The organism is Enterocloster aldenensis (assembly GCF_003434055.1).
Lineage (GTDB): Bacteria > Bacillota > Clostridia > Lachnospirales > Lachnospiraceae > Enterocloster > Enterocloster aldenensis.
In genome coordinates this window covers 70,217-97,008 of the sequence record NZ_QVEX01000005.1, presented here as the reverse complement: position 1 = coordinate 97,008, position 26,792 = coordinate 70,217, and the positions used below count along the sequence as shown (strand labels likewise).

25 protein-coding genes are annotated in these 26,792 nt (G+C 51.7%); 18 read left to right on the top strand and 7 right to left on the bottom strand.

Going from position 1 to position 26,792, the window contains the following annotated elements; translation table 11 throughout:
• The first annotated feature begins 132 nt into the window (after positions 1 to 132).
• The 8 genes from DWX59_RS12230 (at position 133) to DWX59_RS12195 (ending at position 9,392) form a co-directional block, all read left to right on the top strand.
• Positions 133 to 1,764, top strand: a complete 1,632-nt coding sequence (locus DWX59_RS12230; protein WP_117559472.1) for an ABC transporter substrate-binding protein — start codon at positions 133 to 135, stop codon at positions 1,762 to 1,764.
• 130 nt (positions 1,765 to 1,894) lie between these two features.
• Entirely contained in the window at positions 1,895 to 2,860 is a 966-nt protein-coding gene (locus DWX59_RS12225; RefSeq protein WP_117559470.1) for an ABC transporter permease, read from the top strand.
• Positions 2,861 to 2,864: 4 nt separating this feature from the next.
• Positions 2,865 to 3,773: an ABC transporter permease gene (locus DWX59_RS12220; protein ID WP_117559468.1), complete on the top strand. Its 909-nt coding sequence runs from the start codon at positions 2,865 to 2,867 to the stop codon at positions 3,771 to 3,773.
• Positions 3,774 to 3,787: 14 nt separating this feature from the next.
• Complete coding sequence (locus DWX59_RS12215) at positions 3,788 to 4,795, top strand: ABC transporter ATP-binding protein (protein WP_117559466.1); 1,008 nt, start codon at positions 3,788 to 3,790, stop codon at positions 4,793 to 4,795.
• Positions 4,792 to 5,790 carry an ABC transporter ATP-binding protein gene (locus DWX59_RS12210; RefSeq protein WP_117559464.1) on the top strand — a complete coding sequence of 333 codons (999 nt, stop codon included), beginning with the start codon at positions 4,792 to 4,794 and terminating at the stop codon, positions 5,788 to 5,790. The genes DWX59_RS12215 and DWX59_RS12210 overlap by 4 nt, the downstream gene beginning before the upstream one ends.
• A 50-nt stretch (positions 5,791 to 5,840) precedes the next feature.
• On the top strand, positions 5,841 to 7,076 hold the full coding sequence (locus DWX59_RS12205) for an amidohydrolase (RefSeq protein ID WP_166460207.1): 1,236 nt from the start codon (positions 5,841 to 5,843) through the stop codon (positions 7,074 to 7,076).
• 11 nt (positions 7,077 to 7,087) lie between these two features.
• The gene (gene iadA / locus DWX59_RS12200) at positions 7,088 to 8,257 is read left to right on the top strand and encodes a beta-aspartyl-peptidase (protein ID WP_117559462.1); all 1,170 of its coding nucleotides are present in this window, start codon (positions 7,088 to 7,090) and stop codon (positions 8,255 to 8,257) included.
• Positions 8,250 to 9,392, top strand: a complete 1,143-nt coding sequence (locus tag DWX59_RS12195; RefSeq protein ID WP_117559460.1) for a M42 family metallopeptidase — start codon at positions 8,250 to 8,252, stop codon at positions 9,390 to 9,392. Before iadA ends, DWX59_RS12195 begins: the two co-directional genes overlap by 8 nt.
• 65 nt (positions 9,393 to 9,457) lie before the next feature.
• Here the strand turns inward: DWX59_RS12195 and DWX59_RS12190 are convergent, their stop codons facing one another.
• On the bottom strand, positions 9,458 to 10,870 hold the full coding sequence (locus DWX59_RS12190; protein WP_207660426.1) for a PucR family transcriptional regulator: 1,413 nt from the start codon (positions 10,868 to 10,870) through the stop codon (positions 9,458 to 9,460).
• A 428-nt stretch (positions 10,871 to 11,298) separates the two neighbouring features.
• Here DWX59_RS12190 and DWX59_RS12185 point away from each other — a divergent pair, with 428 nt between their 5' ends.
• The 9 genes from DWX59_RS12185 to DWX59_RS12145 all read left to right on the top strand — a co-directional run bounded on the left by DWX59_RS12185 (position 11,299) and on the right by DWX59_RS12145 (position 22,042).
• Positions 11,299 to 12,225 (top strand): isocitrate lyase/PEP mutase family protein, encoded by a 927-nt coding sequence (locus DWX59_RS12185; protein WP_235845035.1) that lies wholly within the window; start codon positions 11,299 to 11,301, stop codon positions 12,223 to 12,225.
• Between the two features lie 29 nt (positions 12,226 to 12,254).
• Positions 12,255 to 13,892 carry an ABC transporter substrate-binding protein gene (locus tag DWX59_RS12180; RefSeq protein WP_235845033.1) on the top strand — a complete coding sequence of 546 codons (1,638 nt, stop codon included), beginning with the start codon at positions 12,255 to 12,257 and terminating at the stop codon, positions 13,890 to 13,892.
• Between the two features lie 85 nt (positions 13,893 to 13,977).
• On the top strand, positions 13,978 to 14,931 hold the full coding sequence (locus DWX59_RS12175) for an ABC transporter permease (RefSeq protein WP_117559454.1): 954 nt from the start codon (positions 13,978 to 13,980) through the stop codon (positions 14,929 to 14,931).
• Entirely contained in the window at positions 14,931 to 15,824 is an 894-nt protein-coding gene (locus DWX59_RS12170; protein WP_235845032.1) for an ABC transporter permease, read from the top strand. The genes DWX59_RS12175 and DWX59_RS12170 overlap by 1 nt, the downstream gene beginning before the upstream one ends.
• Positions 15,825 to 17,852: a dipeptide ABC transporter ATP-binding protein gene (locus tag DWX59_RS12165; RefSeq protein ID WP_117559450.1), complete on the top strand. Its 2,028-nt coding sequence runs from the start codon at positions 15,825 to 15,827 to the stop codon at positions 17,850 to 17,852.
• Between the two features lie 27 nt (positions 17,853 to 17,879).
• Positions 17,880 to 19,181 (top strand): Na+/H+ antiporter NhaC family protein, encoded by a 1,302-nt coding sequence (locus DWX59_RS12160; protein WP_117559448.1) that lies wholly within the window; start codon positions 17,880 to 17,882, stop codon positions 19,179 to 19,181.
• A gap of 216 nt (positions 19,182 to 19,397) precedes the next feature.
• Complete coding sequence (locus DWX59_RS12155) at positions 19,398 to 19,757, top strand: ArsR/SmtB family transcription factor (RefSeq protein WP_117559446.1); 360 nt, start codon at positions 19,398 to 19,400, stop codon at positions 19,755 to 19,757.
• Positions 19,758 to 19,798: 41 nt separating this feature from the next.
• Positions 19,799 to 20,017 carry a cation transporter gene (locus DWX59_RS12150; RefSeq protein WP_117559444.1) on the top strand — a complete coding sequence of 73 codons (219 nt, stop codon included), beginning with the start codon at positions 19,799 to 19,801 and terminating at the stop codon, positions 20,015 to 20,017.
• Between the two features lie 69 nt (positions 20,018 to 20,086).
• The gene (locus DWX59_RS12145) at positions 20,087 to 22,042 is read left to right on the top strand and encodes an HAD-IC family P-type ATPase (RefSeq protein ID WP_117559442.1); all 1,956 of its coding nucleotides are present in this window, start codon (positions 20,087 to 20,089) and stop codon (positions 22,040 to 22,042) included.
• 121 nt (positions 22,043 to 22,163) lie between these two features.
• Here the strand turns inward: DWX59_RS12145 and DWX59_RS12140 are convergent, their stop codons facing one another.
• Both DWX59_RS12140 and DWX59_RS12135 read right to left on the bottom strand, forming a co-directional pair.
• Positions 22,164 to 22,733: a nitroreductase family protein gene (locus DWX59_RS12140; protein WP_117559440.1), complete on the bottom strand. Its 570-nt coding sequence runs from the start codon at positions 22,731 to 22,733 to the stop codon at positions 22,164 to 22,166.
• 63 nt (positions 22,734 to 22,796) lie between these two features.
• A complete protein-coding gene (locus DWX59_RS12135) occupies positions 22,797 to 23,183 on the bottom strand; it encodes a metal-dependent transcriptional regulator (protein WP_117559438.1) in 387 nt (128 codons plus the stop codon).
• A 218-nt stretch (positions 23,184 to 23,401) separates the two neighbouring features.
• Between DWX59_RS12135 and DWX59_RS12130 the strand changes: the two genes are divergently transcribed.
• The gene (locus tag DWX59_RS12130) at positions 23,402 to 23,572 is read left to right on the top strand and encodes a FeoB-associated Cys-rich membrane protein (protein ID WP_117559436.1); all 171 of its coding nucleotides are present in this window, start codon (positions 23,402 to 23,404) and stop codon (positions 23,570 to 23,572) included.
• 102 nt (positions 23,573 to 23,674) lie between these two features.
• Here DWX59_RS12130 and DWX59_RS12125 read toward each other — a convergent pair whose 3' ends face one another.
• The 4 genes from DWX59_RS12125 to DWX59_RS12110 are packed head-to-tail and all read right to left on the bottom strand — an operon-like array spanning position 23,675 to position 26,787.
• On the bottom strand, positions 23,675 to 24,421 hold the full coding sequence (locus DWX59_RS12125) for a glutamine amidotransferase (protein ID WP_117559434.1): 747 nt from the start codon (positions 24,419 to 24,421) through the stop codon (positions 23,675 to 23,677).
• 60 nt (positions 24,422 to 24,481) lie between these two features.
• Positions 24,482 to 25,780, bottom strand: coding sequence for a M20 family metallopeptidase (locus DWX59_RS12120; RefSeq protein WP_117559432.1), 1,299 nt, complete (start codon positions 25,778 to 25,780; stop codon positions 24,482 to 24,484).
• Positions 25,781 to 25,819: 39 nt separating this feature from the next.
• Complete coding sequence (locus DWX59_RS12115; protein WP_166460205.1) at positions 25,820 to 26,293, bottom strand: ureidoglycolate lyase; 474 nt, start codon at positions 26,291 to 26,293, stop codon at positions 25,820 to 25,822.
• A complete protein-coding gene (locus tag DWX59_RS12110; protein WP_117559428.1) occupies positions 26,290 to 26,787 on the bottom strand; it encodes an ureidoglycolate lyase in 498 nt (165 codons plus the stop codon). The genes DWX59_RS12115 and DWX59_RS12110 overlap by 4 nt, the downstream gene beginning before the upstream one ends.
• Positions 26,788 to 26,792 lie beyond the last annotated feature (5 nt).

Genomic DNA, 26,792 nt, shown 5'->3' with positions numbered 1-26,792 from the left:
TCATTAAAATTTAAGGAAAGCAAGGCGCTTTTTCGTACGATACAAGTGCGCCCTTGCTTTTTCTTTATCATCCGTTCGTGACGGGGACATGAAGAAAAGGCAATTGATTTTCAGAAAAGGAGGAGTATCAGAATGAAAAAAAGAACAATATCGTTATTGGTTGCGGCAGCGATTACAGCAGGATGTCTTGCCGGCTGCGGCGGGGGAACCACAGGCACCACCACGGAAGCAGGGGCAGGGGGGACAGAGGCAGATGCAGGCAGTCCGCAGGACAGCGCTTCAGGAAAGGACAGCCTGGTGATTGCCATGGCCTCGGATATCCTGTCCATGGATCCATATAAATATGATGAGGGGCCAACCAACCAGGTAATGCTCCATATATATGAGGCAATGCTGATGCAGGACGCGGACATGAAGTTCCAGCCATGTCTGGCTGAGAGCTGGGAGACTTCCGACGACGGCCTGACCTGGACCTTCCACCTGAGAAAAGGCGTTAAGTTCCATGACGGCGAGGAGATGGACTCCGCTGATGTGCTGGCTTCCATAAAAACAGCCATGAATCCGGATTCCCCATCAGCCTTCAGCGGCTACACCAGTACCTTTTCCAAGGTTGAGGCGCCGGATGCATACACAATCACCATTACAACCGAGACACCCAATCCCCTGATGCTGTTCCATGTGGCTCAGATTTATGTGCTGAAACAGGAAAATGTAGAAGGAAAGACAGAGGAAGAGATTTCTGATGTGGTAGTGGGCACAGGACGCTATAAATTTGTGGAGCAGGTAAAGGAAGACCACCTGGACCTGACCGCCAATGAGGACTACTGGGGCGAGGTGCCGGAGATTAAGAATGTACGTTTCCGTCCCATTACCAATGAGGCCACCAGGACAGCCACCATGCTGACCGGGGAGGTGGACTTTACCATTGATATTTCCGTACGCGATATTGACAGGCTGGATGGCACGGACGGTATCAGCGTTTTAAGACAGCAGGGCCTGAGGGAGATTTACCTGAACCTGGACAGCCGTGAGGACTCTCCGCTGTTTCCGGGACAGAAGAACCCCATGTCAGACCCCAAGGTCAGACATGCCATGTACCTTGCCATTGATGAGGATACCATCATCAAGAATATCATGAACGGGTGCGCCTTTGAAATGAACTCCATCATCCCGGAGAACTATGTGGGATATACTCCGGTGGAGCGTGAGGCATATGACCCTGAAAAGGCAAAGCAGCTGTTGGCCGAGGCCGGATACCCGGATGGTTTTGAGGTGACCCTGGATGCATCCAATGACCGCTATATGAACGATGAACAGATTGCCCAGGCGGTTGCCGGCTACCTGGAGAAGGTGGGGATTAAAGTAAACCTGAACCTGATGCCGAAATCTAATTTCTTTACCTACATCAAACCGGCGGAAAATAAATCCATGCTGCTTCAGACCGGATGGTCCGATGCTTCCGGTGATGGCCTGTCACTGCTGCACGATATGCTCCGTACATATAACAGGGAAGCCGGGCAGGGCACTGTTAACAGGGGACACTACTCCAATCCGGAAGTGGATGCCCTTATCAGTCAGGCATTTACGGAATTTGACGATGCCAAGAGGGGCGAACTGGTGGCAGAGGCAGATAAGATTGCAAGAGATGATTATGCGTACATCCCGCTGCATTTTGAGCAGGATACCTATGCAATCAAGGATACCCTTAACTATACCCCAAGAATGAACAAATATGTGCTGGCTTGGGAATTCTCCTACAAATAAGGTACCTGGCACTGCCGGCGCTGCGTTAGGATTAAGACGGTAAGAGGGACTGCTGCAAAACAGGAAACCTATTTTTTGCAGCGGTTCCCTTTTTGTAATCCGGCCCAAGATAAAGACGAGGTGAATCAGAGTGTTAAAATATATTGTTAAGCGATTTGTGCAGATGATAGTGGTTCTGTTTGTGGTTTCCATACTGGTATTCATGCTGACGAATTTCATCGGGGACCCTGTGGACATGCTGGTGCCGGAAAATGCAACAGTGGAGCAGGTGGAATCAGCACGGGCAAGGCTGGGCCTTAATAAGCCCCTTCCCGTACAGTATGGTATTTTCTTAAGGGATGTGCTGCACGGTAATTTCGGCAAGTCCTATACCTATGGAAAACCAGCCATGGGCCTGATTATGGAGCGTATGCCGGCAACCCTTGAGCTGGTTGCCATAGCAGCCCTTCTGGTGCTGTTCATTGCCATCCCCCTGGGCGTTTATGCGGGCGCATATCCCAAACGCAGGAGCAGCAAGATCATCATGTCGGGGTCCATATTGGGGATTTCCCTGCCCTCCTTCTGGGTGGGCATGATGATGATTTATATTTTTGCGGTCATGCTGAGGGCGCTTCCGGCATCGGGGCGCGGGAACACGGTAAATGTGCTGGGGGTTAATTTAAGCATATTCGCACCCGGCGGCCTGCGTTTCATCATCCTTCCCGCCGTGACGCTGGCCCTTACCAATGTGGCCACCACCCTGCGTCTGACCAGATCCGGGATCATGGAGAACATGCGGCAGGATTACATTAAGTTTGCAAGGGCCAAGGGAGTGTCCTCCAGAAGCCTGCTCTTTGGGCATGCCCTGAAGAACGCCCTGATTCCGGTCATCACCATCTTTGGGATGGATCTGGGCAATATGATTGCGTTCACCACCATCACGGAGACCATCTTTGCCTGGCCCGGCATGGGGAAACTGCTGATTGACGCCATCAATAAATCAGACCGCCCCATAATCGTGGCCTATCTCATGACGGCCGCCTGTATGTTCGTGGTGCTGAACTTTGTGGTGGATCTTCTCTACACACTGGTTGATCCGAGAATAGAATTGAGGTGATGACATGGAACATGAAGTACGTGCAGAAAAAACAAGCTGGTGGAACCATTTTATAAAATCTGAGTTTTTCTACCATTATAAAAACAATCTCCCTGCCATCATCGGCAGCATCCTGGTTCTGTTTGCCATACTGACCGCGGTTGCAGGCCGTTTCCTGGCGCCCCAGAATCCATATGACCTGACCCAGATAAGCCTGATGGACTCCTATCTTCCCCCGGCCTGGCTGGACGGCGGCAAGCTGTCATTCTTGCTGGGCACGGATGAGCAGGGAAGGGATATTTTAAGCGCCATCATCTACGGCAGCGCCAGCTCCATCATGATTGGCCTGGTGGGCATGGCTGCCTCCTGCTGCATCGGCACAACCCTGGGACTGATTGCCGGTTATTTTGGGGGAAAGGTGGATGCTGTCATCATGAGGATTGCGGACATCCAGCTGTCATTCCCCTCCATGCTCATTGCGCTTTTTATCATGTCCGTGTTCGGAAGGGGCGTGGGAAAGCTTTTAATTGCCCTTACCATGGTGGGGTGGGTCACCTATGCCAGGACGGTAAGGGGCGAGACCCTGTCTGTTAAAAAGATGGAGTATGTGGAGGCGGCCAGGACCATCGGACTGCCCAACCGCATCATCATACTGAAACATGTGCTGCCCAATGTAATTAATTCCATCATTGTGCTTGCAACCATACAGATTGGCAACTTTATCCTGACAGAGGCCACCTTAAGCTTCCTGGGAGTCGGGGTTCCCATTACGGAACCGTCCCTGGGTCTTTTGGTAAAGACCGGATTCGATGTGCTGTTTTCCGGCCTGTGGTGGGCTTCCGTATTCCCGGGCCTGTATATCATGCTCATTGTGTTCGGCATAAACCTGCTGGGGGATTTCCTCAGGGATGAGCTGAACCCCAATCTGAAATAAGCGAGGTGGCTTTGATGGAAAATAATATTTTACTTGATGTTAAGGGCCTGAAAACCTATTTCCACACATTTAAGGGAGTGGTAAAGGCCGTGGATGACGTAAGCTTTTCCCTGAAAGAGGGGGAGATACTGGGAATTGTGGGGGAATCAGGCAGCGGGAAATCCGTGACCAGCTTCTCCATCCTTAAGCTGGTGGAAGAACCCGGCGTGGTGGAAGCGGAACAGATCCTGTTTGACGGCAGGGATTTGAGCCGGGCCAGTGAAAGGGATATGATAAAGATAAGGGGCAAGGACATTTCCATGGTGTTCCAGGATCCCATGACATCCTTAAACCCGCTGTATACCATTCAGAGACAGATGGAGGAGGTTCTGATCCTCCATGAACCCCAGATGAACGCGGCCCAGAGAAAGGCCAGGTGCCTGGAACTTCTATCAGCCGTGGGCATCCCCAATCCCCAGGAGCGGTTAAAGGAATACCCCAACCAGTTTTCCGGCGGCATGAGGCAGAGGGTGATTATTGCCATTGCACTGGCAACCAATCCCAGGCTTCTGATTGCAGACGAGCCCACCACTGCGCTGGATGTGACCATCCAGGAGCAGATACTGGAGCTGATGAGGAAGCTTGTGAAGGAGCATAATACGGCCCTGATCCTGATTACCCATGACCTGGCTGTGGTGTCCCAGATGGTGGACCGCATTAATGTCATGTACTGCGGCAAGCTGGTGGAGACAGGCAGTACAGAGGACATTGTGGCGTTTAACGCACACCCCTACACGGAAGGGCTGTTAAACTCCATCCCCAAGCTGTATGAGGACAGGGGCCGCCTGGATTACATACCGGGCATGGTGCCGAATATGTTTGAACTGCCGGAGGGCTGTTACTTTGCGCCCCGGTGCAGATACTGCCAGGATATATGCAGGCATCAGCAGCCGGTCATGCGGGAGGTGGGACCGGGACACCTGGCTGCCTGCCATTTCCCGTTAAACAAGAAGGCGGCGGCCAAAACGGAGGAGGGTAAATGATGGAACCATTGATTGAAGTCAAAGATTTAAGCCAGGAATTTCATCTGACCAAGGGCCTTCTCCAGTCACTGCGCCTGGAAAAGGGCAGGATCGTGAAGCAGGACAAGGTGGTCCATGCGGTCAACCAGGTGAGCTTCCAGATGGAAAAAGGAGAAGTGTTCAGCCTGGTGGGGGAATCCGGCTGCGGCAAATCCACCACGGCCAGGACCATCATACGGCTTCTGGAGCCATCGGGCGGCCAGGTGCTGTATAAGGGCACGGATATCAGCCATTTAAGCGCCCATGAGCTTTTGCCTTACCGCAAAAGCATGCAGATGATTTTCCAGGACCCCTATGCCTCCTTAAACCCAAGGCAGCGTGTGGAGGAAATCATCATGGAACCCATGCTGTTCCATGGGATTGCAAAGGATAGGAAGGATGCAAGGGAGCAGTGCATGGATATATTGAACCGGGTGGGGCTGCGGCCTGAACAGGCCGGACGGTATCCGCACCAGTTTTCAGGAGGACAGAGGCAGCGTATCGGCATTGCCAGGGCGCTGGCGGTAAAGCCGGAGTTCATTATTGCGGATGAACCGGTGTCTGCCCTGGATGTATCCATACAGGCCCAGATCCTGAACCTGCTGATGGATTTAAAGGATGAATTCCATTTCTCATGTCTGTTCATTGCCCACGACCTTTCCGTGGTGCGCCATATCAGCGACCGGCTGGGAGTGATGTACCTGGGGTCCATTGTGGAGGTGGGGGACAAGCACACCTTGTTTGGGAATCCCCTGCACCCATACACCAAAGTGCTGTTTTCAGCTGTGCCCACGGTGGGGGAGAAACCGCTGGTAGAGCACATTGACGCAATGGGGGAAATCCCCAGCCCGGTAAACCTTCCGGAAGGCTGCTTTTTCTGCGACCGGTGTCCGTACGCCATGGACAGGTGCAGCAGGGAACGTCCGGCGCTCAGGGAAATCGAACCCGGGCATAAGGCGGCCTGCCATATATTGTAAGTCTGGCTCTGCTTTAAAATGACACGTAAGGAAGAAAAGAGGACAATGAGATGGGATCAGTGCAGTTGAGCGGGGAAAAGAAGGCCATATCTGATAAAATAGACAGCATGCGGGAAGGGCTGGTCAGCCTGTCACATGATATCCATGGGCACCCGGAAACAGGATTTCAGGAATATCACGCAGTGGAAGCAATCGAGGCATTTTTAAAGGGACAGGGGATGGTGATGGAGAGGGATTACTGTCAGATCCCCACCGCGTTCCGTGCTGTGAAGAAGGGAAGGGGAAAGGGACCGGTGGTGGCGTTCCTTGCTGAATACGATGCGCTTAGGGGAATCGGTCATGGCTGCGGCCACAATGTCATTGCCGCCTGCGCCGTGGGTGCGTTTTTAGGGCTGGCTTCCCGGATGGAGGCCCATGACGGGGAAATATGGCTTATTGGAACCCCGGCAGAGGAGGGCGGTGCCGGCAAGGTGCTGATGCTGGAGCGGGGAGGGTTTGACGGCGTGGATTTTGCCCTTATGATGCATCCCACGGGCGGCGGGGAAGCGTATAACTATATGAACCGGGGCGGCAGGGCAAGCGGCTCCGTAACGGTTTCCTTCCATGGAAAGGCAGCCCACTCATCCACGCCGGCTTCCGGCATCAATGCGCTGAACGCGGCCATCAGTGTTTTTAACCAGATTGACATGCTGCGTCCCGCCTTCCAGATCCAGGATAACATAAACGGGGTCATCCTTGACGGAGGGACGGCGGGGAACATCATACCGGAGTTTTCCAGATGTGAGTTCTGTATACGCGCGGAAACCATGAAACGGGCAGAGGAACTGATCGGCCTGATTAAGGGATGTGTGAAGCGGGCAGAGGAACTGACAGGCGCATGGGCTGAGACAGAGACAGAACCGATTTACGCGGAACGGTATCCATGCCTTCCCATGTGCGAGGCCTTCAGGGACAACATGGGGCTTTTAGGAATCAGCATGTGCGAGCCCCGGCCGGGTGAGCTGTTTGGTTCATCGGATATAGGCAATGTATCCATCCGGATTCCGGCCATCCATGACTATCTGTCCATCACGGATGACGCTTCCATCGAAGCGCATTCATCTGGATACGCCAGGGCGGCAGCCGGGCCAGAGGCAGACAGGATCTGTATCCTGGGGGCTGAGGGGCTGGCAATGACAGGGCTGGATTTGCTGGAGGATAAAGGCTTAAGGGAGAAAAGCATTGCATACCATAAAAAGACAGTCCCCTCCTTTTATGGTAAAATAGAGAAAGGGAATTACAATTAAGGAGAGCAATCATGATAATAATAAGACAGGCCGAAGTGTACAATCCTGAATACCTGGGAAAGCAGGACGTACTCATATGTGGAGGCCGGGTAGAAGCGGTGGCTGACCATCTGGAGATAGGATATGGCTGTCAGGAGATAGATGCCAGGGGTTGCCTGCTTGTTCCTGGATTTATTGACCAGCATGAGCATATTATTGGCGGCGGGGGAGAGGGAAGCTTTTGCACCAGGTCGCCGGAGATACAGCTGTCCTCCCTGATTGAAGCAGGAATCACCACTGTCCTGGGACTTCTTGGAACCGATGACATGACAAGAAGCGTGGAAAACCTGGTGGCTAAGGCCAAGGCCCTGAAGGAGGAAGGAATCAGCGCGTATGCCCTGTGCGGGGCTTATGGATATCCCTCCCCAACCATCACAGGCAGTGTGAAGAAGGACATTGTTTTTGTGGATGAGGTCATAGGCGTGAAACTGGCGCTTTCCGACCACCGGGCGCCCAATATATCCACGGAGGAATTAATCCGGCTGGCAAGTGACGTGCGCACGGCCGGCATGGTCAGCGGAAAACCTGGAATCATAGTGGTACATATGGGTAGCGGCTTCCGGCGCCTGGAACCGATTTTTGACGCCCTTAAGAGGACGGACATACCGGTAAAGACATTCCATCCCACCCATATGTCCCGGACAGAGGAACTTTTGGAGGATGGGTTCCGGTTTGCGAAAATGGGCGGATATGTGGATATTACCTGTGAGGATATACAGCGCATCCCGGAAGGAAAGCTGGGCACAGGGGCAATGCTCCGGCTTCTGGAAAAGGCCGGGCAGGAAGGGGTGCCCATGGACCGTCTGACATTCAGCTCGGACGGACAGGGAAGCTGGTCCAGCTATGACGAATCCGGCCATTTAAAGGAAATCGGGGTAACGGATGTGGGGAACCTGTTCCGGCAGTTCCGGCATCTGGCGGTGGATGGCGCCATGGACCTGACGCAGGCGCTTTCCTTCTTTACATCAAATGTGGCAAAGGCGCTGGAGATTTACCCGAAAAAGGGATGTATTGCCGGAGGCGCGGACGCGGATATGCTGCTGCTCCGTCCGGACCTGACCCTGGACACGGTGATTGCCCGGGGCGCAGTCATGATGCGTGATGGAATTGTACTGAAAAAGGGGACATATGAACATGATTGATATTGACATGATCAGGGACCTGACCAACGCCTTTGGCCCCAGCGGGTTTGAGGAAGAGGTGGTAAAGGTAATCGGGAGATACTTAAAGGACATGGAAGTGGAGAATGACGCCATGAACAATGTCTATGCATGGTTCAGGAATTCCGGCGCGCCGGACACGTACGGGACCGGGAGCGGGTTTCCCGGAAACGCTGGTTCCAGGAGAAGGCCTGTGATCATGCTGGACGCCCACACGGATGAATGCGGTTTCATGGTGCAGGGAATCATGGATAACGGCCTGCTATCCATGGTCATGCTTGGGGGGATGGACCTGGCCAGCCTGCCGGCCCACACAGTCCTTGTGCGGACAAGGAGCGGAAAAAAGGTAAGGGGGATTATCACATCCCGCCCCGTACACTTCATGACGGAAAAAGAAAAGAATGCGCCCCTGGACATAGAAGGCCTCTATATTGATGTGGGGGCGTCCAGCAGGGAGGAAGCTGAGGAAACATACGGCATCCATATCGGGGACCCGGCCGCTCCCGAGGTGGCCTTTGATTATGACGGGGACCACGGTCTTTGTTTCGGCAAGGCCTTTGACAACCGTTTGGGCTGTGCCTGTGTCATCCAAACCATGCGTGAGCTTAAGGATGCCGACCAGGAACTGGCTGTGGATGTGGCGGGGGCGTTTGCTGCCCAGGAAGAAGTGGGCATGAGGGGCGCGGGCGTGACCGCGGCCAGGATACAGCCGGATTTAGCCATTGTCTTTGAGGGTTCCCCTGCAGATGATTTTTACTATGGAAGGGAGAAGGCCCAGGGCGTCATGAGGGCAGGGGTGCAGATACGGTGCATGGATAAGAGCTATATAACCAATCCAGCATTCCTGAGGTACGCCCATGAACTGGGCGGGGAAAAGGGAATCCCCTTCCAGGATACAGTGAGAAGGGGCGGCAGCACCAATGCCGGTAAAATCAGCCTGGCAGGCCGCGCGGTCCCCACCCTGGTGCTGGGAATCCCCAGCCGTTATGTGCACAGCCACTATAACTTCTGCGCAGAAGAGGATATCGGGGCTGCAGTCAGGATGGCTGTGGAGGTAATCCGTAATCTGGACAGCCGGAGGATTGGGCTGCTGATGCATAAGGATATCCTGGAATAATGGATAAAGTCAATAGAAGTGGATGAATAAGTGCCCTGTATGGCTGGAACAGCCATACAGGGCACTTATTCATATTCATTGTGATGCATATGGATGATCTGAAGTCCCATCTCAATCTCCAGCCGTATATGGCTGTCATTATAATCACAATCCAATATCTGGGCAATGCGGTCCAGCCTGTTCAGCATGGTCTTATAGTGGATGAACAGCGATTTGGCTGCCCGGGCCGCATTACAGTTGGACGAATAATAGGCGGTAAGGGTGTCCACCAGATTGGTGTTGTATTTCCTGTCATGGCCCTGCAGGTGCTTCAGGCAGGCGGGGATATAATTTTCAGCGGCTTCCCTGGCAGGTATGTTGCCCAGCAGGCGCAGGATTCCCAATGTCTCATAGCATATGATGGATTCATCCGTGGTGTGGGCGATTTTCAGCGCCTTCAGCGAATCCTCATAGCTTTTGCTGATATCGGAAATCTGCTGCTGTGTGGTTCCGATTCCTGAATACATTTTCTTTACGATTGATTTTGTCTTCAGCAGATGCTCTATCTGCTGGCAGGTGACAATGGCTTTCTTCTGGGCTGTTTCCGGAGAATCGGGTGGAAACTGCCCTATCATATAAAGGCTGTCAGAGGAAGAACGCAAAAAGTAATAATCATCAGGATGGTAATAATGGATCATGAATTCCAGTATCTCATAATAGACAGCCGTCCCTATCTTTTTCTGGCTGCCATACGCAACAAAATCCAGGTAAATCACAATATACAGGCGCTTGTCCTTAAAGCCCAGCAGGCCCGCCCATTCTGATATGGTTGCAGGATTCAGGCGGCCTGAGTTTGTAATGGCGTCCATCAGCCCGTTGCGGCTCCGGTTCACGACCGTGAACACAGACTGGCGCATCTCATATTCAATGGCCAGCGCGGAGATGACTGTCTTTAATGCGCAATAAAACAGGGGGTCCGGCAATTCCCTGCAGTTTCCCACAATCAGGAACTCGATTATCTCCCCGAATCTGTACAGGGGTATGATAAGGCAGGTCCCCATATCCTTTTTCAGGATTTTCCCCATGTACACAGGGCTTTGGTCCAGATGACCGATGACCTGGGAATGTTCCGGAAGCTGGTCAAAGAAATCCGATGATGACATCATATCGGTTGGGTTCATAGTGGGCTCAATCACCAGTACCTTTTTTTCCAGATTTGAGGTGATTGCCTGAAGCAGGTCCCTCATCCGGATGTGATAGCCGTTCTGAAGGGTTTCCAGGAAACGCTGGGTTAAAACAAGCTGGTACTGGGATTTAAGGATTGGATAAAGATCCGGACAGGATTTTGTAAGCTGGGTAAGAATATGACATAAAGAGCTTAAACCGACATCCACATAGGATAACATATTAAAGCCGTCAGGAATCTGGCCGGTTTTCCGCATGGAGGGGCCTTCGGCATAATCATAGAAAATAAACAGGCAAAGGTCTGCTTCCTCCATATCCCCGGGGAGCTGGACGGGTTTTCTCAATATGCAGATATGATGGAAGGTCTTCTCTGATGCGGTTAACGGATATAGGGATGAATATATGGTAAATTCTGCCAATAGCTTTTTAGCTGTGTGAGGAATAATGGAAAAATTCAACGAAAGGTCTCCTTTATGTCCGGGCATCCGGCAATGCCGGGCAGTCCTGTATCCTGTGGGTCATTATCGATGGTAAGGGCCGCGGCTGCGGCCGGTTATTTTACATACTATTATTATGATACTAAATTAATAATGAGAAAAGAATATCCAACTAGGATAATAATATGTACATATTTATAGAATAGTGTTCCATTCTCGCCAAAGTGACTATATGGTATTATAAAAAAAACGAAGAGGAAAGGCGGTAAGTAATTAAAATGGCTAAGAAAACCCTAAGGGAATATATGGATCAGAATGAATTCTTTTATGTCCCGGAAATTTATGATTGTATCTCCACAAGAGCAGCTGAAATGAATGGGTTTCAGATGGTTATGATTTCCAGCAGCGATTTTGCGTGTTCCCAGACCGGTATACCGGATTTGAACCTATTGTCCGTGGATGAGTACTGCCATATGATAGAGCGGATTACTTATATGACGGACATGCCCCTGTTTGTGGATGCGGATGAAGGTTTTGGACGGCCGCTGCAGACCTATCACGGATGTAAACGCATGGCCAGGGCAGGCGCTGACTGCATACTGATTACGGACGGCAACGACCTAAGCCGCCCGGGCCTGGCCTCCATTGAGGATGCCTGCAGGCGGCTGCGGGCTGCAAAGGACGGAATGGAGGGGACCGACTGCCTTTTGATGGCCAGCTGCAAGCATGAGGTGGATGAGGACTTTGACGGCTTTGTAGAGCGGTGTGAACGGTATATAGAAGCGGGCGCGGATATCATATGCCCCCTGGAAATCAACCGTTCCAGGAAGTACGGAGGCAAGCTGGGCGCTGCCAGGAAGGTGGCGGAGCATGTTAAGATACCGTTCTGGTACCCGGACCTGGATCCGGGTGATAAGGCGGAGGACGCAGGAGACCTTCTGAAATGGGGGTATCATTTTACAGGCATCCACTATTCCTTCCGCTCAGCCATGTACGCCATGCTGGATACGGGGCGCCATGTGTTTGAAACCCGTACCAATGATTATGTAATGGAACACTATGACTATACCGGATATCATTTTTACTATTCACCCATGACCTGTTTCCTCAGTGATGGGAAGTGGGCGGACCTGGAGTCCAGGTATGTGGATAAACCGGAAGACGCGTTGGCAGTGCGCAAGCAGAAGGGGTTCTGCGGACCCACTGACAAGCTGGTGCCGGATAATGAATAAACGGAAAAGTAGAGAAAGGGAGGATTAGGATGAGAAAGTGTATTTCGTTGGTAGTAGCGGCAGCATTGGCCGCAGGTCTGCTGGCTGGCTGCGGGGGCAGTGCTTCCGGCGCCAAAGGACAGGAAGGCACAACAACGGCTACAGGCGGGGAATCAGCAGAAAGCGCGGCAGGGCAGATGGAAGCGGCCTCTGATGCAAAGGCAGGGGGAACATTGAAAATCGGTGTCAACACGGAATGTGTACATACCATGCTGAGTTTTGACCTTACCGGCGCAGGGGTGGATTACTATTATTCCTGGCCCGTGTACGAATCGCTGTTTAAGCCAAACGCAGAGGGAACCGTGGACTCATGGCTTTTAGAGGATTATTCATACGACCCCGAGGCCTTGACTTATACGTTCCATGTGAGGAAAGGGGTTACCTTCTCGGACGGCACTGTCCTGGACGCGGAGGCGGTTAAGTGGAACCTGGACCATTACCTGGAGGTGGGCGCTAAGGTAGAGGCGCTTCTGTCTTCCATTGAATCCGTGGAGGTGGTGGACGGGTATACGGTCCAGTTGAACCTGAACAAGTGGAGTTCCATCCTGCCATATGCATTTTCAAGGGAATGCGGTTATATGTTCTCACCGGACTTCTTTAAGAAGAACGGGGAGGAGTATTGCAAGGAACACCCCTGTGGTACGGGGCCCTACGAATTGACAAGTTGGGATTACGATGTATCCAAGACCTTTACCAAGAGGGACGATTACTGGGGCGGGGACGTAAAGCTGGACAGTGTGGAGTATATTATTTACAAGGATGCCCTTGTATCCAGCGCCGCCCTCCAGTCCGGTGAGATAGATGCAATCCTTGCACTGAACGCAGAGAGTGCGGATGCGCTTGCGGCCTACGGTTACGATATTAAGACCTGCTCTGTAAAATCACATTCCTATCTCCTGTGTTTCAACTCCCTGAATAAGACCGGGGATGACCCCACAGGGGACCTGAAGGTACGCCAGGCCATCTGTCATGCAATTGATGCGGATGCGCTGGTCCAGGCGGTCTGGGGGGATTACGGGGATGTGAGGAATCAGTTTGGCGTCGGAACCCATTATTATAGTGAGGATGTAAAAGGATACGGCTATAATCCTGAAAAGGCAAAGGAACTGCTGGCTGAGGCAGGTTACCCGGACGGTTTTGAGATATCCCTGAAAACAGAGGAAACCTCCGCACTTAAGAATGCCGCGACCATTATCCAGTCCTATCTGGCGGAAGTGGGGATTAAGGTGAACCTCAGCATTTTATCCGGCGCGGACGCCAATACGGCTGAAGCCGGATGGGGTGAGGGAATGTGGCTCCACGGTTCCAGCGTGTATGTCAGCGTTCCTATGCAGATGGCCTCCATGTTCCGCCAGAACCTGACCGGCCATGTCCTTGGAATCAACAACCTGCTCCGTCCGGATGATGTGGAGGCGGCCCTGGCCACTTCTGTCATGGCGGCAGACGAGGACGAGGCAGTGAAATCGGTGGGTGAGGCCAACCGCCTGTTAACAGATGAATACTGCATCGTATATAATCTGGCAGAGGTTGCGACCCTCTTTGCTGTGAATGATTATGTGAAGGATTCAGGAATCGGCGAGGTGTTCTATTCAGTTGCGGACCTGGGAAATGCCTGGCTGGATAAGTAAACAGGATATGATGAAAATACTGCCGGCCGGGAGCAATCCAGACCGGCAGTTGAATAATAGGAAAGATATTTGATGAGGGCGTAGCATGATAAAATATGTTGGTAAGAAAATCGCCACAGCGGCAGTCCTGATCCTGCTGGTTTCACTCCTGGTATTCATCCTCATGCAGAGACTGCCGGGAGACCCGGCAACCATTGCATTGGGGGATGCGGCCAGTGCTGAGGCAATTCAGGATTACAGGAACTCCTACGGGCTTAATGACCCGGTTTTAGTCCAGTACTGGAACTGGATAACGAATATATTTTTAAAGTGGAACTTCGGCAAATCCATACTGAATGCAAGGGATGTGACTACTTATATCAATGAACGGCTTCCCAATACAATCTCCATCGGGCTTCCGGGACTTGTGTTTGGCGTTCTGGCCGGTATTATAGTTGGTATTATCTCTGCCGTAAAAAGGGGGACCTGGATTGACCAGGGGCTGACCCTGATTGTTAACTTTTTTCTGGGCGCACCCCGGTTCCTGGTTGCCATATTCGGAGTCATCATCCTGGGACTGCAGCTGCACCTGATACCCCTTCAGGGATACACGGCGCCCTGGGTGGATTTTGGGGAATATGTACATAAGGCATTTTGGCCTGTGGTGGTCAATGCCATCTACACCACAGCCATTCTTGCAAGACAGACCCGCTCCAACATGCTGGAGGTGATTAACCAGGATTATGTAAGGACGGCAAGGGCCAACGGACTGTCGGAGCCTAAGATTATTTTCAAGTATACCCTTAAAAATGCGCTGATACCTGTAATCACCATCATAGGGCTTCAGATGCGCAATATAGTTGCAGGCGCGGTTATCATTGAAAATGTGTTTAATATACCTGGAATCGGACAGATGCTTGTATCGGGCATCCAGCAAAGGGACTATTTTATTGTCCAGGGCTGTGTGCTGATCATATCCATGGTTACTGTATTCTGCAATCTGTTTGTGGATATCGCATATGGGTTTATTGACCCGCGGGTAAGAAAGTCAATGGGGTGATGAAAATGGATAATGATTTCGCAAAACTACAGCGGGAGACACGGAAACGGAACAGGAAGCAGGCCATGGGCATCTTTTTCGGACGTGGTATCATCGTGAAACTGTGTACGGTTGTGGTGGTAGGTTTTATTTTCATGGCTGTATTCGCGGACTGGATAACGCCCTATGACCCTGCTGCCCAGAACCTGGTGGAAAAACTGCAGACCCCGTCGGCCAGCCATTGGCTGGGCACGGATTTCCTTGGAAGGGATGTGCTGAGCCGCGTCATATACGGGGGCAGGGTGTCCATGTATGTAAGTCTTCTGTCCGGCTCGTTTGCAGCTGTCATCGGCATCGGCCTGGGACTGGTGGCCGGATACGTAACCGGTATCGTGCGCAGGGTAATCATGGGAATGACGGACATCATACTCAGCATACCTGGAATGGTGTTCACACTGATAATAGCGGCAATCATGGGGACCGGCGTCATGAGCCTTACGCTGGCAATCGGAATCGGCATGATACCCACCTATATCCGCATGGTGAACGGACTGGTGCTTTCCCTTAAGGAAAACGATTATATCGTGGCATCTAAGCTGGTGGGAAGGTCGGAAAGCAAAATACTGCTGAAACATCTGCTTCCCAATGCATTCCCATCCCTGATGGTACTGTATACAATTAACCTGGGCAATGCCATCATGACGGAGTCGTCCCTGAGTTATCTGGGGGTTGGCATTAACCCGCCCACAGCCACCTGGGGCAACATGGTCTCCGACGCCTATGCTTATCTTTTACAGGCGCCGTGGCTGGCAATGATTCCGGGAATCTGTATTATCATACTGATTATTTCATTTAATGTTGTAGGAGATGGCCTCCGTGATGCGCTGGATCCTCGGTTAAGGGGGAAGTTGTAAATGCCTGAAAAATTATTGGAAGTGAATCATTTAAGGACCTCTTTTTTTACGGCTGAGGGAGAGGTTAAGTCGGTAAGTGACGTGTCCTATCATGTAAACCGGGGAGAAGTCATTGCCATTGTAGGTGAAAGCGGCTGCGGCAAATCAGTGACACAGATGTCGGTAATGCAGCTGGTCCAGACACCGCCGGGAAAGATAATCGGCGGGGAGGTCATGTTTGACGGGAAAAGCCTTCTGGAGTACGATGCAAAATCAAAAGAAATGCGGGCTGTCCGGGGCGCGGGGATATCCATGATATTCCAGGAACCCATGACCTCCTTAAATCCCGTGCTGACGGTTGGGGAACAGCTGTCGGATGTCATATGCACCCATTCCCACCTGAGCAGAAAAGAGGCGTGGAAAAAGGGCGTAGAGGCCCTGGCTGCGGTTGGCATACCTGAGCCTGAGGCCAGGATGAGGTGTTATCCCTTTGAGATGAGCGGCGGCATGCGCCAGAGGGTAATGATTGCCATCAGCGTGGCCTGTGATTCCAAACTGATTATTGCGGATGAACCCACCACTGCCCTGGATGTGACCACCCAGGCACAGGTCATGGACCTGCTGATTGACATGGTCCATAAATATAATAAATCCCTGATCATCATCACCCATAACCTGGGGCTGGTGACCCGGTATGCCCAGAGGGTCTATGTGATGTATGCCGGGAAGATTGTGGAATCCGGTACAACGGAAAAGATATTGACCCATCCGGAGCATCCGTACACGCTGGGCCTTCTCAAATCCGTCCCAAGGCTTCAGGATGACAAGGATGGGGAACTGGTTCCTATCATGGGAGCGCCGCCTGTACTTTCAAAGTTAACCCAGGAGTGCGCCTTCCTGCCAAGGTGTGTGTATGCCTGCGATACATGCAGGAAGGAAAAGTGTCCGGAGTTAAGGCAGGTGGGGGATGGACACTTCGTGGCCTGCCATATAAACGTGGGGGATAAAGAAAACAGTGGGCCGGGCGCCCCTAAGACATCCGGGAAGGCCAAGGATGGTGCCAGGGAAAAGGGCGGGGTCCTTCTGAAGATTGAGGGGCTTAAGATGCATTTTCCTGTTACCAAAGGGGTGTTTGGGGTACATGCGGGAACAGTGAAGGCTGTGGACGACATATCCTTTTCAATCAGGAAAGGGGAGACATTTGGACTGGTGGGGGAGAGCGGATGCGGAAAAACCACCACGGGAAAATGTATCCTGGGAATCAATAAGCCCACGGACGGCAGGATTTACTATAAAGGGAAGCAGATAGGGGGTGTGTCCGCCCGTGAGTTTGCGCCGTACAGAAGGGAGATACAGCTGATTTTCCAAGACCCCTACAGCTCCCTGGATCCCCGTAATTCAGTTTATTCCATTTTAAGGGAGGCCATTATCTGCGACGGGGTCAATAAGACCCAGAAGGAAATATCGGAACGCATCCATGAACTGTTGCGGATAGTAGACCTGGATCCAGGTATGAGCCAGAGGTTCCCCCATGAGATGAGCGGGGGGCAGAGGCAGAGGCTGGGTATTGCCAGGGCGCTGGCCTGCAACCCGGAAGTCATTGTGTGCGATGAGCCTGTATCGGCCCTGGATGTATCCATTCAGGCCCAGATCATTAACCTGTTCAAGAAAATCCAGAGGGAACTGGGGATTACCTATCTCTTTGTGGCCCATGACCTGGCGGTGGTCCGCCACATAAGTGACAATATCGGTGTAATGTACCTGGGACACCTGGTAGAGGTCACAAAGTCCTCCGACCTGTATGCCAATCCCATACATCCATATACCCAGGCCCTGCTGTCGGCAGTGCCCATTACGGATTATTATGAAGAACAGAAGAGGGAGAGGATCATTCTTCAGGGCGAGGTCCCAAGTCCCATGAACATGCCGGAAGGCTGTCCCTTCCACCCAAGATGTGCGTACGCCACCGGACAGTGCAGGAAGGAAGTGCCAAGGCTGAGGGAGGCCGGCAAAGGCCATCTGGTCGCATGCCACTGTGCAGTGTATTAAAAAGCAGGAAAACAAGGAGAAACAATTATGGCAGAAGCAGTTACATTGCTGGTTTTTGTGCTTATGCTTCTAGGATGTGTCTTGACAGATATTTCCGTGATATATGCATTGATAGGAGGGCTGGCTTGTTTTAGTATTTATACCTTATACAATAAATATCCGGTTTCCCAGCTTGGAAAAATGCTGTGGAAAGGGGTGAAGGATTCAAGGACCATACTTGTTGTATTTGTACTTATCGGTTTTCTGACCGCTGTCTGGAGGGCGTCCGGCACCATACCATGTATTGTGTATTATTCAGCGTCATCCATGGCGCCCAGATACTATCTGGTGCTTACATTCCTGCTCTGCTGCGGGATGTCTGCGCTGACCGGCACTTCCTTCGGGACCGCGTCCACCATGGGGGTAATCTGCGCAAGTATCGGCAGGGCCCTTGATATACCATCCGTGTACATTGGCGGCGCGGTCATGTCGGGTATTTATTTCGGGGAACAATGTTCCCCCATGTCCTCCAGTGCATTGCTGGTGTGTGAACTGACAGATACGGATATATATGTGATTATTGTAAAGGTTTTAAGGCAGGTGCTGGTACCGCTCCTGGTTACGGCCGCATTATACCTCTATCTTGGCAGGGGATGGGGAAGCGGGGCCGCAGAGGTGGAGAGCACAAGGATATTTACCTCCACTTTTTACCTGGCTCCTGTTACGCTGCTTCCCGCTGGAATCATCATCCTATTTTCCATGTTAAGAATCAGGGTGGAACTGACCATGCTGGTCAGTATCGTGGCAGCAGCAGCCATCTGCGTGGTATATCAGGATATGGGGATCATCCAGGTCATGGATGTCATGGTCCGGGGGTATCATGCCCGGGATTTGCAGCTGGCGGCGCTGATTGACGGGGGAGGGCTTAAGTCCATGGTAAGCATTGGGGCCATTGTGGCAATTTCATCCGCCTATTTTGGGATTTTCAGCGCCACCAACCTGCTGTCCAACCTGAAACAGTGGGTGCTTGGACTGGCAAGCCGCAGCAATGTTTTTTTTGTGACCGTGCTGGTATCCTTCATTACCTGCGCCATCAGCTGCAATCAGACCCTGGCAACCATGCTTACCTGTGAAATGACCAAGACCCTGACGGAAAAAAAGGAGACGCTGGCAGTAAACCTGGAGATGTCGGTTATTGTGATTGCCGGTCTCCTTCCCTGGAGCATTGCATGTGCATTCCCTCTGTCAGTGGTGGAGGCGCCGAAAGAAAGCCTGGCATTTGCAGTGTATCTGTATTTAGTGCCCTTGTGGATGGTCCTGAAGTCTTTTTTCTTAAAACGCAGCAAATAATATAATCATCGGTTAAAGGCGCATTTCTATATGGAGTGCGCTTTTTTAATATGTCTGAAAGGCTGTCTGGTGCCTGTGGGAAGCGGATGGGAAATACTTGTCATGTTGATTCATAAAAAAGGGTTGACATTTTCAGGATTATGAATATAATGTAGATATAAACATATGAACAATCATTCATATGAACAGATGTCAAAAAAGAAGGGGGTTAACCGCATGGCAATGAATGACGTGGAGTGCTGTGACTTTTACCAGGTCCATGAGGATGTGGTGAAGGCGGTCACGGCTAAGATGCCGGATGAAGATGAACTCTATGACCTGGCTGAGATATTCAAGGTATTCGGCGATTCTACCAGGATTAAGATCCTGTATGTGCTCTTTGAGTCGGAGATGTGCGTGTGTGACATTGCGCAGCTTCTCAACATGAATCAGTCAGCTATTTCCCATCAGCTGAAGATCCTCAAGCAGAGCCGCCTGGTAAAGAGCCGCAGGGAAGGCAAAGCTGTATTTTACTCCCTGGCAGACGGACATGTAAGGACCATTATCAACCAGGGTCTGGAACACATTGAGGAATAGGAACTATTTTTATAATAATATGATGAATGGAGGATATGATAATGAAAAAGAAATTCAAATTACAGGACCTGGACTGCGCAAACTGTGCAGCTAAGATGGAGGAAGCAATCAAGAGGATTGAGGGCGTGGCAGATGCCAATGTAAGCTTCATGACCCAGAAGATGACAATCGAGGCAGAGGAAAGCAGGTTCGATGAAATCATGAAGGAAGTCGTGGCTGTGTGCAGGAAGGTTGAACCGGACTGCATCATCCAGATGTAAGGTCTGTCAGGCGGCGCCTACGCTTAATAAAAGGGAGCAGGCCCTGCCTGTTCAGGAAAGGAAATCATTATGACAAAGAAACAGAAGGCAATGCTTTTCCGTATCATAGCTACATTCATTGTATATATCCCTCTGGCTGTGGCGGACCATATGGGTACGCTGCCCGCAGGACCAGGTATCTGGGGCAGGCTGGCAGTATATCTGGTTCCCTATGTGCTGATTGGTTGGGATATTGTATACAAAGCATTCCGAAACATTAAGAACGGCCAGGTTTTTGATGAGAATTTTCTCATGACAGTAGCCACCTTTGGCGCATTCGGAATAGGGGAATATTCTGAGGCAGTGGCAGTCATGCTGTTCTATCAGGTGGGCGAACTGTTCCAGAGTTATGCGGTGAACCGCTCCAGGCAGTCCATCACGGAGCTTATGGACATCTGTCCTGAATACGCCAACATAGAGGAGGACGGACAGCTTAAGCAGGTGGACCCGGATGACGTGGAGGTGGGCGATATCATCGTGGTAAAAGCCGGGGAGAGGATTCCTCTGGACGGCAGGGTGGTATTTGGGGATTCCATGGTGGATACCTCGGCCCTTACCGGGGAGTCGGTCCCAAGGAAGGCCGGCGTGGGTGACGATGTCATCAGCGGCTGTGTCAACGGGAGCGGGCTGCTCAGGGTACAGGTCACAAAGGAATTTGATGATTCCACGGTTGCCAAGATCCTGGAGCTGGTGGAGAATGCCAGCAGTAAGAAAGCGCAGGTGGAGAATTTCATCACCCGTTTTGCCCGGTATTATACGCCTATTGTTGTGATTGCCGCCGTGGTACTGGCAGTCCTTCCGCCCCTGATGCTGGGGCAGTCATGGGCCGAGGGCATAAGAAGGGCATGTACCTTTCTTGTGATCTCCTGTCCCTGCGCCCTTGTCATATCCGTGCCCATGAGCTTTTTCTCAGGAATCGGCGCTGCGTCCAGAAGAGGCGTGCTGGTTAAGGGAAGCAATTATCTGGAAGCATTGTCCCAGATGGATACCATTGTATTTGACAAGACAGGCACCCTGACAAAGGGTGAGTTTAAGGTGACGGAGATTCATTTGGCGGATAGGGGTGTATCTGGCGGGAATGCACCTGCAGGAACGGTGCCTGCCGGGAATATATCTGCCGGAAATACAGGGGCCGATGACCTGTCCGGGGAAACTGCCGGCCTTCTGGAACTGGCGGCCCTGGCGGAAAGCTATTCCGACCACCCTATTTCACGCTCAATCAAGGATGCCTGGGGCAGCGCCGTTGACATGAACCGGGTGTCTGACACGGAGGAGATTTCCGGTCATGGGGTTAAGGCAGTCATAGACGGTCATGTGGTCCTGGCAGGAAACAGTAAGCTGATGAAGGAAATGCAGGTGGACTACAAGGAGTGCCCGAGCATCGGCACCGTGGTTTATGTGGCGCAGGACGGTGTGTTTAAAGGTTCCATCGTGATTTCGGATACAATCAAGGAAGAGGCATATAAAGCCATCCGTGACCTTAAGAAGGTAGGCGTCAGAAGGACCGTCATGCTGACCGGTGACAAGAAGGAGGTTGGCGAGGCAGTTGCAGCCCGTCTGGGACTGGATGAGGTTCATGCAGAGCTTCTGCCCGATGGGAAGGTGGCCAAGGTGGAAGAACTTCTGGCAGGCCTTCACGGTAAAGATAAGCTGGCATTTGTAGGGGACGGCATCAATGACGCTCCGGTGCTCTCCAGGGCCGACATAGGGATTGCCATGGGAAGCATGGGTTCCGATGCAGCCATTGAAGCAGCGGATATTGTCCTTATGGACGATGACCCGTCCAAGATATCGGATGTGGTCCGCATATCCCGCAGGACCATGTCGATTGTCAAACAGAACATCATTTTTGCATTGGGAGTCAAGGCCATCGTACTTTTGATGGGAGCCTTTGGAATGGCAAACATGTGGGAGGCCGTGTTTGCGGACGTGGGCGTGTCTGTAATAGCAATCCTTAATGCAATGAGGGCTTTGTCACTAAAATAGTATGACAGGGAAGTGCGTGTATTGTGAAGCAAAAAGCAGGGCTTTGCAATGCGCGCACTTTTTTGATAAGATGGTCCGGATGATAGTTGGTGGGAGATGATGTTTCCTCCTGACCATGCAGCTAAATCAGGATATCATCCAGGCTGCGTTTTGGTACATAGTGAATCTGGTTATTGTCCCTGTAATAGGTGGTGCTGCCATCCTCGCCCAGCGGAACCAGCACAACCTCTTCTTTTGGCTTTCCAAGGGCCAGGACCAGGCTGACAAAATACTGTTCCGGGTTCAGGTCCAGAAGCTTTAAAAGCTCGGCGCGGCGGCAGTTTCCAATGATACAGCCTCCGTAACCCTTTTCCACGGCGCTGAGCATGATGGTCTGGGCCGTGATGCCTTCATCCCACTGCCGGTTCTTCCCGATGGAAAGGTCGCAGACCATGATGATATATGCGCTGGGCCGTTCACCTGGCGCCGGTCCGTCCCAATCCGTTAAGGCAGCAGCCCATCCGATGGTTGGGAAAATCCGGGCGCATTCTTCCCTGCGGCAGATGATTTTATACTTTAATGCCTGGGAATTGGCTGCGCTGCCTGTAATCCTGGCAGTATCCACCATATCCTTCAGTTCCTCATAAGGTATGCGCTCCTCCTCATAAAACCTCCGGTAGGAACGGCAGCTGGCAACAAGATCTTTTATCATGGCATTGTCCTCCTTGCTTGGTATGCTGTATTATCTGCGGATGGGCTGCAAAAACCGTATCCGCTAAATATCCTCCGGCAGTTCGTGCCCCTGGGTAATATGGCGCTTAATTGCCTCGAACGTGTCTGCGCTCAGTACATGCTCCATGCGGCATGCGTCCTCGGCCGCTGTCCTGGCGTCCACGCCAAGATAAATAAGCCAGTTGGAAAGCATGGTATGCCGTTCGTACATGGTATCCGCAATGGACTGGCCCGCTGCGGTAAGGGTGATATATCCATGCTCATCAACCAGGATATATCCGTTCTCACGCAGGTTTTTCATGGCCACACTGACACTTGGCTTGGAGAAATTCAATTCATTGGCAATATCAATGGAACGTACATAGGGCTTCTTCCTGCCAAGCATTAGTATGGTTTCCAGATAATTTTCTGCTGACTCCTGTATCTTCAATGCGTAAACACCCCCGTAGTTTTGTCTGATGCCGCAAGGCGGCACCAGCTGATTATCCTTAAGTGTAACATATAAAAAAACGATTGACAAGAGAGTTAGAAAGTGCTAATCTGAGTATAAAGTTAGAAATACCTAACCAAAAGCGTTTTAACGGCTGCACAGATGTTTTTCCGGGCGGCCGGGGGCGGATAACAGACCAGACGGAAAGGAGAATGGATATGAATCTTCCAACCTTTGTAATATTACTTATATTGGCCGTGGCTGTAGGCGCGGTGGTGCGCAAGATGATAAAGGATAAGAAGGCGGGCAAGGGATGCTCCGGCTGTTCCGGCTGCAGCAGCGGTGGCTGCTGTGGAGCGCATCAGGATACGCATATGGAGCGTAATTAGGAAGTACAGACGGGGGATGGACAGATAACGGGATTGAATCCGGCAGGCGTACGTATGGTATGCGTGACTGCCGGATCCAATCCCATTATTTATACACTGTTTTTATCTGTCCGTGAGCCATTTTGCCAGATTACAGAAGATTTTCCCGTACCCGGGCCATTGGCAGAACCCAGGAGGGGCCCAGTGAGGAGAACAATCCGTTGTAAAAGCAGCAGAACGCCCTTTTCCATATTCGCCAAGCGCGATAAAGGGGTTGTCCTCAACCTTGACCGGGATGACTGCTTCCGGTTTGGCAATGGTTTTGTTGTAGCCCAGTATAAGCGGCCATTCCGTGTCAATCCCGTCTAAGACTGCATGGTCCGCCGCCTTGACCGGGCGGACACCCTCGCAGTGTTCCATCCGGTCGTCCGTTGGAAGGATCCGGACAGGGAGTACGTCCTGGACAGGGGTATCCTGCCATTTTCCCTTGGCATCCACGCCGGAAAATGTAAGATAGCCTCCAATCATTAAGAGCGCCCCTCCCTCAAGCACGTAATTCTTTATAAGGCTGCACCGGTTGGGCTGGATTTGGCTCCTGGTAAAGGTAAGGGTGGGCAGGAGCAGCGTGTTGGCGCCTATATCCGATAGTATGATAAGGTCATATTGCCTCAGTCCATCCATGGTAAATGGAAATTCCTCTGTGGCAAGATGGTTGGGCAGGAAGGTAAATTCATACCCTCCTTCTTCCAGCGCTGCCTTCAGGTACTTTTCGCCTGTTTCATATACTGATGTATAGAAAGCGTCAGCCCCCTTTACGTGGGTTGTATAGCTCATCCATGATTCTCCTGCAAGCAGGATGCGTTTTACCATTTTACACCTCTTTTCTGCCCTGCCCTTCCGTATTTTTTAACATCCGGAAAGGGCAGGGGGTTATTTACACCAATTGATGATCATTGCTGCAAGCATTTTAATACTGGTGATGTATTGGTCCAGTTCGATGTATTCGTCTGCCTGATGGGCAATAAGAGGGGAGCCTGGGCCGAAATTGATGGTGGGAATCCCCTGATGTACGTACCAGCCCATGTCTGAATGGGCGCCTAAACCGTTTATAACGACCGGGGACTGGACTCTTCCCGCGCCATCGGCCATGGCTTTTACGAACGCCCCGTCTGCAGGCGTCTCAGCGCAGTCCGCGTCCAGAAGCCACTGTACATGGGGCCTGTTTTCCCTGAGCCATTCATCGGTGTCAGCCACCTTATCCACAAAGTCCTCGATTTCCTTTTTTATCCGGCTTCCCCGGTATCGTTCATCCAGATCTTGGGGCAGGTACTGGGCGTCGAAGATGATTTCAGCGCTTCCTGCGTAGGCTGACGGATATTCCCCTGCATGCACGCCTGCCACCAGAAGCTGGCAGGGAATCTTCATGAGAGGGTGGGTTTTCCTGGCAGCCCAGTACCGGTTGAAGTTGTCAATTGCATTCAGATAAAGCTGCAGGAGTTTTACGGCGTCCACACAACCGCCCTGTGACCAATGGGACTGTGCCATCTCAATATGTCCTGCCCTGCCGGGGATTGTGATTTTGCCCCACAGTATGCCCCGGCACATGGGACCGATTTCAAGGTTAGTGGGCTCTGTCATGATGGCGCCGTCGGAATGGATTCCCCTGTGTACATAATCCAGGCTTCCCATTCCGCCTGCCTCTTCATCCGGCACCGTGTTTATCTGGATGTCTCCCCTAAGTTCAATCCTGCACTCGATAACAGCCCTTGCAGCCATGATCATGGCTGCAATACCGCCTTTCATGTCAACGGTACCACGCCCATACATCCGGTTTCCTTCAATAGCGCCTTCAAACGGGTCCCGGGTCCAGCCTTCGCCGGTCTTTACCACATCGGCGTGTCCTGTCAGGAGCAGGGAGCGGCCGTTGCCGGTTCCCTGGTAACAGGCATAGAGGATGGGCCTGTCATGCATGGGGCGCCCTTCATAATAGCCGGGGTAACCCTTGTAATCCTTAAGCAGGCCGGCATCTGTTTCCCAGAGCCGGACGTCAAATCCCAGTTCTTTCAGGTTCCTGGCAATAAACTCCTGGACCTCTTTTTCCGTGGTATATTCCTTATAGTCAGAAAACCATGGATTAATACTCGGTATCCTTATTAACTGCTGCAGGAAGTCTACTGCCAGTCCCTTATTTTCATCTATCCAGGTTTCAACCCGTGAAAATGTATCCATATGTAGTATCCTCTCAGTATTCTGTGCTGCAGGGCCCGGTTAAAGGATGACATCTACGCAGCCGCCTTCCACGGGCTGGAATACCGCCTTTTCATCTGTTTCAAGGGAAAGGAAATAGTAGTAACAGGAATCGCCGTCCGCACATCTGCATGCATCATGCCAGATTCCCCGGTCCATCACGACCAGCTCTCCGGGGGAGACGATGAATGCCTTTATATCCTGGGCCTTGGCATGTCCCTGAGGGTCTGAATCCGCGACTGCCAGTACAAGGGGCCTGTCCCCGCATACAATCAGCTCTGTTGTTTTTGTGTGGCGTTCCATAGTGTCAACTGTAAAGGGCATTCCCTTTACCATGGTAAAACCAAAGTGGGCCACATCATCCATACATACGCCCGGGGTCATCCAGGCCTTCCAGCCACCGGTCCCTGTCCTGGGAGCGCCGTCCATTACTTTGTAATATGTCCCAAAAGGCTTAAAATTCGTGCTGTTTACCGGAACTGCTTTTATTTTCATATGGCGCCTCCTTGGTGTACGAGAACATGTACCGGTTCGGGGCTGACCTGGACCCATTCGGTTTCCCTTGAATCCGGCGCTTTGTTGGTGGCCATGAAATAATACATGGTGTCCTTGTCAATTCCGTGGTTTGCATCGTGCCAGATGCCCTTTGCCAGGACCGCAAGGTCTCCCGGTTTCAAGATGAATGCTTTCACATCCCCGGCCTTAGGAGCGTTTTCGGGGTCGCTGTCCGCCACGGTCAGGACCATGTCGCCATCGCCGCAGAACTGGGGTTCTTCGGTGAGGAAATGGCGCTCCATGCTGATGCTGTCAAAGTCCCCTGCCTTACAGATGGTAATGCCAAAGTTCATGGGTTCATCTGTATGGAGTTCCCTGAGCATATATGCTGTAAAATCTTCACTTTCTGTTTTGCGTTCCTCAAATACATTGTAATATCTTCCGTAAGGCGCAAAATTATCTTTGGTAATCCGTTCAGCCTTGATTGTTTTCATAGGGC